The 13,733-nt window shown below is 68.2% G+C and carries 16 protein-coding genes; 13 read left to right on the top strand and 3 right to left on the bottom strand.

The features are described from left to right. Window positions 1–13: 13 nt before the first annotated feature. Window positions 14–751 carry a cytochrome c biogenesis protein CcdA gene (locus ACFZBP_RS36850; protein WP_391419973.1) on the bottom strand — a complete coding sequence of 246 codons (738 nt, stop codon included), beginning with the start codon at window positions 749–751 and terminating at the stop codon, window positions 14–16. Between the two features lie 151 nt (window positions 752–902). Here ACFZBP_RS36850 and ACFZBP_RS36855 point away from each other — a divergent pair, with 151 nt between their 5' ends. From ACFZBP_RS36855 to ACFZBP_RS36890, 8 genes are all read left to right on the top strand, one after another. After that, complete coding sequence (locus ACFZBP_RS36855; protein WP_391419975.1) at window positions 903–1,202, top strand: hypothetical protein; 300 nt, start codon at window positions 903–905, stop codon at window positions 1,200–1,202. Then, the gene (locus ACFZBP_RS36860; RefSeq protein ID WP_391419978.1) at window positions 1,186–1,446 is read left to right on the top strand and encodes a methyltransferase domain-containing protein; all 261 of its coding nucleotides are present in this window, start codon (window positions 1,186–1,188) and stop codon (window positions 1,444–1,446) included. Before ACFZBP_RS36855 ends, ACFZBP_RS36860 begins: the two co-directional genes overlap by 17 nt. A gap of 827 nt (window positions 1,447–2,273) precedes the next feature. After that, window positions 2,274–2,930, top strand: coding sequence for a DUF3105 domain-containing protein (locus ACFZBP_RS36865; protein ID WP_391419980.1), 657 nt, complete (start codon window positions 2,274–2,276; stop codon window positions 2,928–2,930). Window positions 2,931–2,962: 32 nt separating this feature from the next. Then, window positions 2,963–3,628 carry a DUF305 domain-containing protein gene (locus tag ACFZBP_RS36870; RefSeq protein ID WP_391420107.1) on the top strand — a complete coding sequence of 222 codons (666 nt, stop codon included), beginning with the start codon at window positions 2,963–2,965 and terminating at the stop codon, window positions 3,626–3,628. Between the two features lie 115 nt (window positions 3,629–3,743). Next, window positions 3,744–4,085, top strand: a complete 342-nt coding sequence (locus ACFZBP_RS36875) for a metalloregulator ArsR/SmtB family transcription factor (protein ID WP_391419982.1) — start codon at window positions 3,744–3,746, stop codon at window positions 4,083–4,085. A 72-nt stretch (window positions 4,086–4,157) separates the two neighbouring features. Next, on the top strand, window positions 4,158–5,180 hold the full coding sequence (locus ACFZBP_RS36880) for a cation diffusion facilitator family transporter (RefSeq protein ID WP_391419985.1): 1,023 nt from the start codon (window positions 4,158–4,160) through the stop codon (window positions 5,178–5,180). Between the two features lie 241 nt (window positions 5,181–5,421). Beyond that, the gene (locus ACFZBP_RS36885) at window positions 5,422–6,237 is read left to right on the top strand and encodes a hypothetical protein (RefSeq protein WP_391419987.1); all 816 of its coding nucleotides are present in this window, start codon (window positions 5,422–5,424) and stop codon (window positions 6,235–6,237) included. Window positions 6,238–6,287: 50 nt separating this feature from the next. Further along, complete coding sequence (locus ACFZBP_RS36890) at window positions 6,288–7,094, top strand: DivIVA domain-containing protein (protein WP_391419989.1); 807 nt, start codon at window positions 6,288–6,290, stop codon at window positions 7,092–7,094. Window positions 7,095–7,838: 744 nt separating this feature from the next. On the opposite strand, the gene ACFZBP_RS36895 is transcribed toward ACFZBP_RS36890, so the two are convergent. Both ACFZBP_RS36895 and ACFZBP_RS36900 read right to left on the bottom strand, forming a co-directional pair. After that, window positions 7,839–8,720 carry a phosphotransferase gene (locus ACFZBP_RS36895; protein ID WP_391419991.1) on the bottom strand — a complete coding sequence of 294 codons (882 nt, stop codon included), beginning with the start codon at window positions 8,718–8,720 and terminating at the stop codon, window positions 7,839–7,841. Further along, complete coding sequence (locus ACFZBP_RS36900; protein ID WP_391419993.1) at window positions 8,717–10,117, bottom strand: helix-turn-helix domain-containing protein; 1,401 nt, start codon at window positions 10,115–10,117, stop codon at window positions 8,717–8,719. The genes ACFZBP_RS36895 and ACFZBP_RS36900 overlap by 4 nt, the downstream gene beginning before the upstream one ends. A 160-nt stretch (window positions 10,118–10,277) precedes the next feature. Here ACFZBP_RS36900 and ACFZBP_RS36905 point away from each other — a divergent pair, with 160 nt between their 5' ends. The 5 genes from ACFZBP_RS36905 to ACFZBP_RS36925 all read left to right on the top strand — a co-directional run bounded on the left by ACFZBP_RS36905 (window position 10,278) and on the right by ACFZBP_RS36925 (window position 13,704). Beyond that, window positions 10,278–10,781, top strand: coding sequence for an ATP-binding protein (locus ACFZBP_RS36905; RefSeq protein ID WP_391419994.1), 504 nt, complete (start codon window positions 10,278–10,280; stop codon window positions 10,779–10,781). A gap of 68 nt (window positions 10,782–10,849) precedes the next feature. Continuing rightward, window positions 10,850–11,350, top strand: coding sequence for a hypothetical protein (locus ACFZBP_RS36910; protein WP_391419996.1), 501 nt, complete (start codon window positions 10,850–10,852; stop codon window positions 11,348–11,350). A gap of 227 nt (window positions 11,351–11,577) precedes the next feature. Beyond that, window positions 11,578–11,904, top strand: a complete 327-nt coding sequence (locus ACFZBP_RS36915; RefSeq protein ID WP_391419998.1) for a hypothetical protein — start codon at window positions 11,578–11,580, stop codon at window positions 11,902–11,904. Continuing rightward, complete coding sequence (locus tag ACFZBP_RS36920; RefSeq protein WP_391420000.1) at window positions 11,894–12,442, top strand: DUF6415 family natural product biosynthesis protein; 549 nt, start codon at window positions 11,894–11,896, stop codon at window positions 12,440–12,442. The genes ACFZBP_RS36915 and ACFZBP_RS36920 overlap by 11 nt, the downstream gene beginning before the upstream one ends. Window positions 12,443–12,723: 281 nt before the next feature. Beyond that, complete coding sequence (locus tag ACFZBP_RS36925) at window positions 12,724–13,704, top strand: hypothetical protein (protein ID WP_391420002.1); 981 nt, start codon at window positions 12,724–12,726, stop codon at window positions 13,702–13,704. Window positions 13,705–13,733 lie beyond the last annotated feature (29 nt).

The following is a 13,733-nucleotide window of genomic DNA, read 5'->3' on the forward strand; positions in this document are numbered from 1 at the left end:
GCCATTCCGGGACTCAAAGCGCCGGCTGGAAGCCCGCGATCCAGTAGCGCAGCAGCCCTGCCAGGTAGGTCCATGCTCCGCTGACCTGCAGAATGCCGACGATCACCAGCATCGCGCCGCCGAAGCGCATGATGCCGCGGGCGTTGCGGCGGGCGAACCCGAAGGCCCGCAGTGCACGTTGGAAGCCCATGGCCGCAACGAGGAACGGCAGGCCCAGGCCGATGCTGTAGACGAAGGCGAGCAGTGCGCCGCGGCCCGCGCCGCCGGTGGTGAAGGACAGGCTCATCACGGCGGAGAGGGTGGGGCCGATACACGGGGTCCAGCCCAGGCCGAACATCACCCCTAGGAGTGGGGCCCCGACCAGTCCGGCACGCGGGTGGTAGCTGATGCGAAAGGTGCGTCCGGCCAACGGGACGCGTTCGAAGGCTCCCAGGAAGAGCAGCCCGAGCAGGATCGTGAGTGCCCCCAGGATCCGCGTGATCAGGTCCTGGTATTCGAGGAGTTGGTTTCCCGCGTACCCGAGGGCCGCGCCGTAGCTGGCGAACAGGGTGGCGAAGCCGAGGATGAACAGCGCCGTCCCGGCGATCATCCGGCCCCGGCTCTCCCGGCCCGCCTGCGCATCGGCCGCCGAAACGCCGGTGGCGTACGAGATGTAGCCGGGCACGAGCGGCAGGCTGCACGGCGAGAAGAACGACACCCCGCCCGCGAGCAGTGCGAGTGGCGCCGCCAGCAGGAGCGGGCCGCTGGACACGACTTCGGATATACCTTGGCTCACGAATGGCCTCCGGGGCAGGGCGGAGCGGTGGGCGGCACGCCACTTCGGGCCGCCCACGCGAGCCTATTACTAATCTACTTAGCAGGATCATTCGGGTGCCCGGCCCGCCACGACCGAGGAGGAGGTCATGGGCAAGGCGGTGTCGAATCCGCTCTTCGCGCGTCTCTATCCACGCATGAACGCCTTCGCCGAGGCGCACGGTTCGATCGAGCACCGCAGGGAGATGCTGGCGGGCGTGCGCGGTCGGGTGGTGGAGATCGGGGCGGGGACGGGCTCGAACTTCCGGCACCATCCACCCGAAGTGGCCCAGCTCGTCGCAGTTGAGCCGGAGCCGAGGCTGCGGGTGCCGGCCGATACGGCGGCCGAGGCATCGGTGCCGGGTGGAGCTGGTTGCGAGCCGGGCGGAGGATGTGCCGCTGGAAGATGACGGCTTCGACGTGGCGGTGTGCTCGCTGGTGCTGTGCACGATCGCGGACGTGCCGGGTGCGTTGGCAGAGGAGGTCCGGCGGGCCCTGAAGCCGGATGGTCAGCTGCGCTTCTACGAGCATGTGCGCTCTGAACGGTCCGGCTTCCTGCGCATACAGAGGGCCATGGCCTGCCGTGGCGGATGTTCGGTGGCGGTCGCCGACTCACGCGCGACACCGAACGCGCCATCCGGGAGGCGGGCTTGACGATCCAGGACATCCGCCGCTTCTCCTTCCTGATCAACGGACGGGCCAATCCCGCGTCCCCGTCGATCATCGGGATCGCCCGCACGCTATATAGGTCGCCTCGGGAGTCCACAGGCCACGTGGGCCGGAATCGGGGCCCCCGCGGGCGCTGGACGCCGGCACCAATTGACTGCCCGGCCGTCTTCGTCGATCCCGAGACGGATGAGGCCAGCCATGACCAATGAGGCATCGAGCGAAGCCTCCTGCCTGGCCACGGAAACCGCCTACTATCACGTGTGATGGGCAGACGGACGCAGAACACAACCCGCCGAGCGTGGTGGACCACGCGAATCGCGGCGCTCTGCCCTGCCCTGGTGACGCTCTTCGCCGCGTTGGTCGTGTGCTTGGGGCCTGCGGTCCACCCCGAGAGTGATCCCGTCACCGCCTCGATGACTGTCGCGTCCGCGCCCGCGAGCCCAACGAGCGCCCCGGTCGGCGGTCACCACGCGGCTTCGTTCGCGCACCCGACTGACTGCCCCGCCGGCGACATGTGCTGCGGCCCAGCGGGCGACGGCCTTCGAGCCGTGCTCCTCGCTCCGGCCCAACCTCTGCAGGCGATTCTGCCGCGCATGCCGGATCTCCCCCGAGAACCGCAGACCCCGTCGCGTTTCACGGAACCCGTGACGTCTGCCAGCGCTCCCGATCTCCACGTCCTTCAGGTGCAACGGATCTAGACGGACGCCGCAGCACGGTGCACTCGCGGCACCGCTGACGACAGCCGTCCATCCACCCCCTGCACCCACCGCCGCCCGACAGCACCGTGCGGCGGGGAGAAGGAACCCACAGTCATGAGCAAGACCAGCAAGAAGGCGGCCTCCGCCGCACGGCGGGCCAAGATCGAGGAGATGCGCCGCGCCGAGAGAGCCCGGGAGCGCCGCAACCGGATCATCACCATCACCCTCAGCACGGTCATCGTCGTCGGGCTGGCCGGCTGGGGCGCGTACGCCATCAACAGCGCGAACGAGAAGGAAGAGCAGCAGGCCGCCGAGGCGAAGAAGCCGGTGCGTGGCGAGAAGACCTGGGAGGCGAAGAAGCTCACCCAGAAACACGTCACGGGCACCGTCGACTACCCGATGAACCCGCCCGTCGGGGGCAACCACAACAAGGCGTGGATGACCTGCGAAGGCAACGTCTACACCAAGGCCATAGCGAACGAGAACGCCGTCCACTCCCTCGAACACGGCGCGGTCTGGGTCACCTACAACGACAAGGCCACCGACGCGGACATCAAAACGCTCGGCGACAAGGTCTCCACGACCCCGTACACCCTGATGAGCCCGGCCACCGACCAGACCGGGACGATCACGCTCTCGGCCTGGGGTCACCAGCTCACCGTGGACAAGGCGTCGGACCCCCGCGTCGAGCAGTTCCTGACCAAGTACGTCCAGGGCGCCCAGACTCCGGAGAAGGGCGCCACGTGCGGTGGCGGACTGACTGAAGCGTGAGCGACGTGGACACACTGACCGAAGAGACCAACATGGCCGACACCGAAACCGGCGCTGCACGACCCCGGCCTGCGACGCTGCCGCTGCTCATCGCCGCGGTGGTGGTCGTCGTACTGGCCCTGGTGGTGTGGGCGCTGACCGCCGACAGCGGCAGCGACGACTCCACCGTCTCGACGCCGGCCGCCGAATCGGCCGACGCGGGCTTCGCCCGTGACATGGCCGTTCACCACCAGCAGGCGGTGGAGATGTCCTACATCGTGCGTGACCAGACGGACAACGAGGACGTCCGGCGGCTGGCGTACGACGTCGCCCAGACCCAGGCCAACCAGCGCGGCATGCTGCAGGGCTGGCTGGACCTGTGGGGTCTGCCGAAGACCTCGCCCGACGGGTACATGGCCTGGATGGAGGGCGGCGGGCACATGGGCCACGAGCCCAGGGACGGCTCCCTGATGCCGGGCATGGCCAGCAATACCGAACTGGACAAGCTCCGCGAGCTGGAGGGCCGGCAGGCAGAGGTCTTCTACCTGCAGCTCATGTACGACCACCACATGGGAGGCGTGGACATGGCCCAAGCCTGCGTCAGGCAATGCGGGGTCGAGACCGAGAAGCAGCTTGCCCAGGGCATGGTCCAGGGCCAGCAGTCGGAGATGGAGTTGATGACCGACATGCTCAAGGAACGCGGTTCCGCCCCGAGATAGTCGCGCAGAACCGGCGGTCCGCGGCAGTGAAAGCGCCGCGGACCGTCGCACGCCCACGCACTCGTTAGAGTGATACACCTAGCGATGAATTCAGGATTCGCTGTACTGTCAAAGAGTGCTCGTCGCTGCCACCCAGGCCGAGGGGCTCGCGCGCTTCGGGCGCGCTCTGGCCGATCCGATCCGTTGCCGACTCCTGCTCGCCCTGCGTGAACGCCCCGACTGTCCCGTCGAGTTGGCGGACCCGGACCAGTTGGGCATCAGTCACCCCCGGCTCTCCAACCACCTCGCCTGCCTTCGCGACTGCGGCCTCGCCGTCGCCGTCCCGGAGGGCCGCCGCGTCCGGTACGAACTAAGTGATCCCCGGCTCGCCCACGCCGTGGGCGACCTGATGGGCACGGTGCTGGCCGTGAACACCGAGGCCGCCTGCCCCGATGCCGAGGACAAGGGCTGCTGCTGACCGACAGCGCCGCCGCCCTGCCCCATCAATCTCCCTCCTCTCGCACGACTTTGCACGTCTGAAGGGACAGTCATGGGCCAGCACGATCACATCGACGGCCACGGCCACGCCGAAGGCCACGCACACACTCTCGGGCATCAACACGGGGTCAGCGCGGATGCCGACCAGCGCTACCTGACCGGGGCGTTGGTACTGATCACCGGCTTCATGGCCGTAGAGGTGGTCATCGGCCTCATCGCCCGTTCGCTGGCGCTGATCTCGGACGCCGGGCACATGCTCACCGACGCGGCCGCGATCGTGTTCGCACTCATCGCCATGCGGATCGCCGCCCGGCCCGCCCGAGGCCGGTTCACCTTCGGCCTCAAACGCGCCGAGATCGTCTCCGCCCAGGTCAACGGCCTCACCCTGCTCCTGCTCAGCGCCTACTTCGTCTACGAGGGCGTCCACCGTCTCATCGAGCCGCCCGACGTGGAGGGCCTGTACGTGGTGGTCACCGGTGCGGCCGGAATCGCCGTGAACATCGCAGCCACCTGGCTGATCAGCAAGGCCAACCGGTCGAGCCTCAACGTCGAAGGCGCCTTCCAGCACCTCCTCAACGACCTGTACGCGTTCATCGGCACTACCATCGCCGGCCTGATCGTGTGGCTCACCGGCTGGGCCCGCGCCGACGCGATCGCCGCCCTCGTCGTCGCCGCCCTCATGCTGAAGGCGGGCTGGGGACTCGTCCGCGACTCCGGGCGCGTCTTCATGGAAGCGGCTCCGGCGGGGCTGAACCCCGACGAGATCGGCGCCCGGATGGCCTCCATCGATCACGTCACCGAGGTCCACGACCTGCACGTCTGGGAGGTCACCTCCCACTACCCGGCGCTGTCCGCCCACATCCTGGTCGCGGCCGACGCCGACTGCCACGCGGTGCGTACGGCCGCCGAGCACCTGCTTCATGACCGGTACAGCATCGACCACGTCACCCTTCAGGTCGACCACGTCTCTCGCGCGTCCACAGCACCTGCCGACGCGCACTGCTCGGACCCGCACGGCCCGGTCCACGCGGGAAGCGCACGGGGCTCGGAACTTTCCGGCGACAGGGCGGCGTGAACGACGAGAGTTCCCACGCAAATTCATACGATCACCCTTCCGGTAAATCCACCCCGCCCTTAAGGCACTTACCGGTGGTTTTTCAGCCATCGCCCACGGGGACGATCGAAGCGAGTCACGTCAAATCCGAGGGTGCGTCGCATCTTCCTGTCAATCCTGCCGAGAAATCAACGAAATTCTTCTCTCCGACAAGAGGACTCGTGGTTCGTGCGAGTTTTCCGGAGAACCACAGGAGGGTGTTGTGACGTCGGTCGTGGAGTCGGTCCAGCTGCCAGAAGCCATCCACTCGTTCACGTTCTTCAGTGGTGCCGCGTGGATCGCGGTGGTGGCCATGGCGGCCGCCACCGTCGCGGGAGCTCTGCTCGCCCATCGAAGTTCGGGACAAGCCGCCCTCGTGCTGGTGATCGCCTCAGGCATGATGCTGATCACCGCCACCGTCGACCTCCTGCCAGAGGCGTGGCACGAGGCGACAGCCGTGGGCCTGTCGGCCTGGATCGCGATGGCCACCGCAGTGGTCGGCTATCTGGTGATGACGGTCTTCACCCGCAACGGCTGTGGCTGCGACGCGGACATGGCCGCGCAGGCCGCGGGTGCCCACACGCCGGGACGTCACCGCAGGGTGAAGGAGACGGCAGGCGCATTCTCGGTGGGGTTGGGAGCGGCGGCCGCGCTGGCCACGCACCGCCTCGTCGAAGGAACCGCGCTCGCCCTGGCCTTCTCCCTGCCCGTACTGCTCACTCTCATGGTGGGCTCCGCCAGCGACGGACTGGCGCTCGCGGCAATGCTGCGGGAGACGAAACAGCGCCTCACCCCTTGGCTGACGGTGGCCTGTGTCAGTCCGGCTGTGGGTGTGCTCATCACCATCGTCCGCCCCCTCCCGGAGGTCGTGCTGCCGGTGGCGCTCGCCCTGGTGGCCGGCGTAATTCTGCGCATTGCCGTCGTGGGGCTCAGACTCGCGGCGCTCAAGCGGGAAAAAGGGCAGCTTCCCAGCTGGCACCTGGTCACGGCCGCCGTCACCACATTCGCGATGGGAGCCCTTCTCTATGCCGCACACTGACTCCCGCCCGGATCGCACCCACATAGGACGAAAGGAAGGTGCAATAGGCTGTGGGCGACGCATGCTGCGGAAATGAATCCGCGACGAACGCCGGAGACTCAGAACACCAGAACCGCCATCCCGAACTCCCCGGCCAGGAAAAGCCCCTACTGACATCGGACGACGTGCACCACAAGTGGTTCACGACGGTGCGCCTGCGCGAGGGCTACGACCTGCGCGAAGTGGACGACTTTCTGCACGAGGTCGAGTACACCATCGACCGGCTGTACCGGGAAAACGGCTCCCTGCGCGAGCAGCAACCCACCGACCTCCGCCACCCCGTCCCCGACGAGTCCCGCCAGGACAGCGAGATCGCCGCCCGCATCATCGCCCTCGCCGAGCAGACCGCGGGCCAGACCCTCGCCGCCGCGCGCACCGAGGCCGACCAGATCGTCCGCCGAGCTCGGGACCACGCCGAGCAACTGGAACGCGACGCCAGAGGCAGAGCCGAGCAGATCGAGCAAGACGCGGCCGACCGAACGCACGTCGACGACCACCAGATGCAACAGACACGCGCGGACCTCGACGCCCTGGAGAGCTCCAAGGCGGTCGTTGCACGTCAGCTCACCGAACTGCGAGCCCTGGTGGCGGAGTACCGCACTCGGCTGCAAACCAGCCTCGGCACCCACTTCGATGACGTCGAGCGCCGGACCGAGGACTTCCTTGCCGCGCTCCCCGCCTCCTCTCCGGCCCCGCCCGAGACTCCGGGATCGCCCGCATGGCAGCCGCGATACGGCGCCGTGCCGCAACAGGTCGCTCCGTCGCAGATCAACAACCACCCGCGCCCGCCAGCCGCCGACGACCGGCTGGCGGGCTGAGCCCGCCGTGCGACGACCTCGCGCCCCACCGTGGGTCCTCTGCATCCGTACAACTCACTTCGCACGGAGGGAAATCGATGATGGCCGAGCAGCAACCGCACCAGGACCACGGGCATCACCACCACGGCGACCACGAACACGAGCAGCACGACTGCACCGCCACCGGCACCCTGGATCCGGGGGCCGACGCGCGCTGCGACAGGGAAACGGACAGCGGCTGCAGGGAGGCGGCGCCGACAGTTCAGAGCACCGGGTGCGCGAGCGACGGATGCTGCGAGTGACCGTCGACCCGCCGTGACAGCAGGGAGCAGCGGTGGCCCCACGTCAAGCCGAGGTGTGGCCACCGCTGCTCCAGAACAAGATGGACGGCCAGCAGACCGAACCCGCAACCCCTCTGGAGGAACGGGTTCGGCCGTGTCCTGGATGCCGGGCGTAGACGGAGAACACCGCGCGGCCGTCGACCTCGAAGCGCAGCGCTCTCGCCCGGCGCGGTGGTCGCAGACGATGACGCCTTCAAGGCCGCGGGGCTCCTAGACCTTCCAGGGGGTGTAGTTACCCAGAAACCGGGACGCCTCTTTCTCTGCGATCTTCGCAATGCGATCGGTTGGTGCGCTGGCTGATCCCCGGTGAGGAATGCTGCCCCGGGCACTTGCAGCCGGGCAACGCGATCGTGACGCCCTGCTCGACGCCGACGCAGCTGCCCTGCGGGCCGAGTTGTTGGAGACTCCCGTGCCGACTCGGGCGCTACATGATCCCTTTCCAGTGCCAAGGGCGTGGTTCTGCTCGGCCGCGCAGGCAGTCAACGCGGTACTGAGCCTCTGCCTGCCATTCTGACCGCGTGGCCGCGTGTTGGGCTGCGTAGGTGGTCATGCGCAACTCGCGAGCCCCGGCGAGGAGCTCGTACCCTTCCCACGCGGTGACGTCCGCCCCATATGCCTCGCAGAACTCGGCGTACTCGTCCTCGGTCACGGCGCCGGTCGTCGTCATCTTGACCGCGGTGGAGACGAGATCCCACTCCGGCGGGCCGATGGAGACCCGCTCAAAGTCCATCAGGAGCGGCCCATCTGCGGTCCGGGGGACGTTGCCGACCCACGCGTCACCGTGCACCACACACTCAGCCAGCCCGGCGGGCTTGTGCTCCCACCGCGTGCGGAGTTCCGCATGCCGGTGCCGCAGCCACTCCCGATCATCCTCCGATAGGGACGTCGCCGCATCAATCCGCTCAGCGAGCCGTACAAACGGGTCGAGCTGGTCAAGCGGGAAGTCCGGCTTGGGCAACGAATGGAGCATCTTCAGCAGCGTGACGACGTCCCGGACGGTGCCGTTCTCATGCGGCAGGAGCTCAACCCAGAATGTCACGGGGCGGCCCGCGGCCTCTACAGGCTGCTCGATCGGCAGTGCGCGGACGGCCGGCACGTCGTTGTCCGCAAGCCAGCGGGCGACGCGGACCTCACGGACGGCCGCCTTCCACTGGCCGGCGCGCGCGATGCGGACGATCACCTTACCGGGGAGGCGCCATATCTCGTTCTCGGCCATGCGAACGGGCTCGGCGCCTGCCGGGTTGAAGCCAGCGGCGCCGCAGGCTTCTTCCAGTACGGTGCGGGCGGGGCCATCCGAGAGCGTCATGCCTGCAAGGTAGCCGTGATGCGCTGGCGCAGGTGCGCCGCCTCTTCCAGCGTGCGGTGCTGTCCGGCGAATCGGCGAAGTTCCTTCAGATCGTCGGCTGCCCTCTGTGAGGTGAGACGGCCGACGTCGGTGAGGGCCCTGTGGCCGAGAGCAATGGCCTGCATCGGGTCACCCTTCGCCATGACGAGCGACGCCAGTTTCGTACCGGAGATCCCGCGCGAGCGGGCGTAGTCGTCGCTGTGTCCGGCTACCGCCTTCGCGAACCGGTCCGCAGCCCGCCCCGGGTCCTGCTCAGCGTGGATGGCCAAGTCCCACAGCGCGTGTGCCGTGTCGCCGTGGTGCTGCGCTTCGTCGTAGTAGTGCATCCACGTGGGGTCTTCGGCCGGGTTCGAGTGGGCGAAGGCGTCATCGGCCTCGCCGACTGCGGCCATCGTGCCCTGTACGTCGTGCATCTTGCCGAAGGCGCGGGCGCGGGCGCTGTGCATCATGGCCCGGATCGTCGGGGTGAGCCGATCGGAGCGGACAAGGCCCTTCTCTGCGTACGTCAGGCCCGCATCCGGATCGCCGAGCCAGGTCGCCTGACGGGAGAGGAATGAGAACGTCTTCGCGCGGAGCCACCAGTCGCCGGCCTCCTCCGCGCATTCGGAGGCGACTTTAAAGGCGACCCGGGCCTCGTCGTGGGAGTAGGCGTCGAAGTGGGTCGCGCCGACGACTATTCCCAACCTCGCGACGCTGCTGAGGAGATCGGGGCGGAGCTGCTGCGGGCAGTCGACGGACAGCAGCCGTACGGCCCATGCCAGGGAGCGACTCGCGAAGTCGCCGACCAGCCCCCCACCGCCCTGGGTGTTGTCCCAACGGTGAATGCCGTCCGCGATGAGACTGAGGTGATCGAGTTCCTTCGGCCGAATCCGCTTCGGGATCTCAGGTGGTGCAGTCGGAGCTACGAGGCCGGCGAGGTCTATCGGGGCGATGGCGGCAAGGCTGGTGTAAGCCAGGAAGGCGCGTCGGTCCACTGGCGGAACGCTCCCAAGTAGCGGGGCTGAGGTCTCTCCGCCCAGCATGCGGCCTCGGTGGACCTGAATGGCGCCCTCCACCGGCCCCTTGCGGACACTATCCGCATCGCCCCGCTTTTTATCCGCATCACCCCACACCATCCCCCACGCGCGGGTGAGGACTCCGCCAGTTTCGAGGACGGCGTCCAGGCGCTCAGCGAGGTCCCGTTGGCACCGGTATATGCCCTTCTCAATCTTGGAGATCATATCCGGGCTGACCTGCACCATCGGCCCCAACTGGGCGGCGGTCAAACCGGGTTGGCGCTTGCGCCAGTAGCGCAGTTCCGCGCCGAACCACTCCTGTGGTGAGGCGTCGGGTTTGAGCTCCTTCTCGGGCTGCGGCATCAGCGTCCCCTAGGTCTTGATGCGGATATCTCAGGTCTCCGCATCCGGATCTGCACGCGGGTCTCGCGGCCTGACTGAATGGTTGCCGACCGGTTCCACCAGTAGACACCGCAGTCAGAACTCATTGGTGGGGATTCCGCCAGACCGAAGTGGATCTGAGATGGCCGACCTCCTCTTGGAAGTACCCGCTGCGCCAGCAACCGGCGTGCGCGCGATGACGCGCAGCAAGCCGGGACAGCTGGAGATAGACCTCGACGTCACCCCCGAGGCCGTGCCCAGCGTCCGGGCCATCGTGCGCGCCCACTTGGAGCTGTGGGGCCTGTCCCGCCTGACTGACCGCGTCGCGCTGACGGTCACGGAGCTGCTGACCAACGTCCTTCGGCACACGCAGCCTGACGCGCATACGGGGGCGAGGAGCGCACGGCTGATGGTCACGCGCTTGCCCGGAGCGCTGAATATCTGCGTACGGGACTTCGACGTCGCTCTACCGCAGCTCGCCCACGCTGGCCTTGAGGCCGAGCGCGGTCTGGGGCTGCATCTCGTTGTGGCCTCCGCAGACGACTTCGGATGCTCGCTCATCAACGGCGGCAAGGACGTCTGGGCCAACTTCCTTATCAACGACAGCGATACGAATGAGAGCCCGCAAGGTCGGGAGGCGTTGTGACGAGAGCGGTTACGTCCAGAGAGCAGATGCCGGTTGACTCGGAAGGCGGCGGGCTTGAGGCAACGAGTGTGACGACCCTGCCAGAACGCCAGCTCGCCGTGACTCACTGGCTCCTCGGCGCCGCAGAGGACCAGAACCTTGCGCGCCGCCAATGGGACGACCAAGGGGGGATCGCGCTCCTTGCCTGCGGCGGCATCCTTGCCGCCGTACGGATTCCCGCTCACCTGGTGTGGGCCGTGGCCAAAACGGACCAGTTGGAAAGGGTGGACGCCTTCCTCCGCCAGTGGTTCGACGGCGGCGCGGTGTTCATGGACCTCCACGCACAGCTGTACTACGCCCTGGTACCCGGGACCACCGCGTGGCGGTGGAATGACCGGGACTTCCCCGGGGTGGAGTGCCTGCGCAGTGACAACTACTTCGGTGTCCCGTCGATCCGGCTCACTGAGCCGCAGGGGCGCGCGTACTGGTGCCGCCCCATGGAGTCCCCTGGGGACCTCTGCTTGGTGGACGAGGTGGAGGAGCTGGTCCGCGACGGGCGAGCAGCCCGGGCAGAGGGAGGCAGCCGGTGACCACGCATGCCTTAACGTGCGTACCCGCGCTCCACACGCCCCGCCCGCTCCCACGGGAGATGCGGGCGGCCCCCGCCGTGGGCCCAATGTCGTGGCTCACGTCCACAGGGCGCCTTGGGCAGGTCCTCACAGCATGGAGCCGAGGGCACCTCGCGGAGGTCCCTGTCGGCCTCGGCTTCGACGTCCTCCTGACCCCCGGTGCCGTGGCGGAGGACACCGTCCGGCGGATGCGTGAGGCCGGCCGCCGGGTAGGGCCCGTCATCCTCGGACCGTCCGGCGGGGAGTTCATCCTCGAACGCGGCTCCGCGCCCCGCTGGTCCGCTCCCCGCTCCACGCTCCTCGTGCCGGGGACGCTGGTCCTCCTTCCCCCGTCCACCGTGTGTCACCCGGAGACGGTGGGCGCCCGCGGCTGGCTCGTGCCTCCGGCCCATGAGGAGACGGGTGCGCTGCTGTGCGCTGAGGTGACTCCTGGGGGCGCTCTCCTGGAGCCGTATCTCGCCGCCATCCAGGCTGCCGAGGACGCGGAGGCCCTAGGGGGCCGCGGTGGGCAGTAGCGAGCGGGCGCCGGTCGATGCGGCCATGATTCGGCAGGCGTACACGGCCGGGCTCGAAGTGTGGGCCTGTTGTCCGCAGGAGCCCGAGCAGCGGGAGCAGCTCCGCGACAGGCTTATCGGGCATGTGCAGCTCCTCGTACCCGAGCTGACACGTTCTGCGGCTCGCATGCGTGGGGAGTACCGGCGCTGCGCGGTGCACGTCATCGTGCGCGCTCACCACCTCATCGAGGAAGGCGCCGGCGACTCACCGGCCGCGCAGGCGTGCCACATCCAAGACCTCTCGGTCATCGCTCGCGCGCTCTTGGCCTTGTACAAGAATCCGGGCCCTCTCGGTCCGCCGACCCGCCGAGACGAGATCGAGGAGGCCGTACTGCGGAAGGTGTGCGGGGCCTGCTCGCAGCCGATCGCGGACGGCGAGGGATACGAGCGAGCGCTGTTCGCGTCGGACGCGAGCGGTGGCATGCGTGGATACCTGCACACCGATAGCTGCGACGACCTTGCCGACGAGCGGCGAAGACAACTGCGCGCCGTGCCCTGATCGGCGCGCGCCATGGATCCCCCGCGGGCTTCCCCGTGCACTGGCCCTCGGGGTGACCGCTCCGGACGCCCACTTTCCCTCTCTGTCGGGCGGCCGGAGCCACCCACAAACCCAACCACCCCCCCACATCCCCCTCGCGAGGACACCCCAGATGCAGCCCGCCCCGCCCCAAACCCGTGAGACGGTCAGCGCGCACTCAGATCACAACCCCGCGCTTGTGCACGGTGCCCCGGTTTACGACCACGGGCAGCCGTTCCTCGGAACGTCGTGGGGGCACCCCGATGGCTGCTGACATGTCCCTGACCCCCCATCCGGCGGGCTACGACGAAGACTTGCGGCTGGCCCTGGAAGACATCCTGATCGGCCGTTGGCTCTCCACCAAGGCTCTGCTGGCCAACACCCGCAGCTGGACGCTGCGCACGTCCCGTACTCAGGTCCTGGCGGCCAGCGCTGCGAAGGGTGACGCCATCGCGGCCTGGTGTGCAGAGGACCCCGGAGACGCGAACGCCCTGATGATGCGCGCACGCGTCATGACCCACCGGGTTCTGGCCGCTCACCGCAGCACAGCAGACCGTCACACCCTGCTCCCCAGGGTCAGCGCCGCGCGCGCGGCATGCGAGGACGCCGCTCGCCGCTGGCCGGCAGACCCCGTGCCCTGGGTGTGCATGCTCGCCCTTGCCCAATTGGATATCGACTACAGGCAATGGCATCTCGTGGAGCACTGGGCGAATGCGCCGGAATCCATGCTGCCGCGCGGGCCATGGCCGCTGCTTTGGCAGGTAGACCGGCGGGATTCGCCGAACCGGGAGGCCTACCAGCGGATGCTCCAGTGCTTCCAGGCCCGCGCACATGGAGCCGTGGACTTCACGAGGTGGGTGGCCTCCCAAGCCAAGCCAGGATCCGTACTGCTCACCCTCCCCTTGTACGCCTTCGTCGAGGAATACCGGACACGGACAGCAAGCGGGCAGGTCGCCAGCACGCTCGGATTCTGGACCAACGACCAGGTCCAGTACTACGTCGGGCTGGCCAGAGATGGATGGTTCGCCCACATCACCGACTGGAGCACCTGCTCCCTGGTGGACCTGAACTACCTGGCCTACACGCTGACGGCCTGCGGCCTGCCCGGCGCGGCAGAGGTGTTCGAGGCGATCGGCTCCTTCGCCACTCCCGCGCCCTGGCAGCACGTCAGTGAAAGCCGGTGGTGGCAGGACGAGTTCCTACAAGCCCGCAACTACGCCCTGAAAAGGCGGTCCGGCAGATGAAAGGCCGAGCACCGCCCACCCCGTGACGC

The organism is Streptomyces sp. NPDC008086 (assembly GCF_042957325.1).
In the GTDB taxonomy this organism is placed as follows: Bacteria; Actinomycetota; Actinomycetes; order Streptomycetales; family Streptomycetaceae; genus Streptomyces.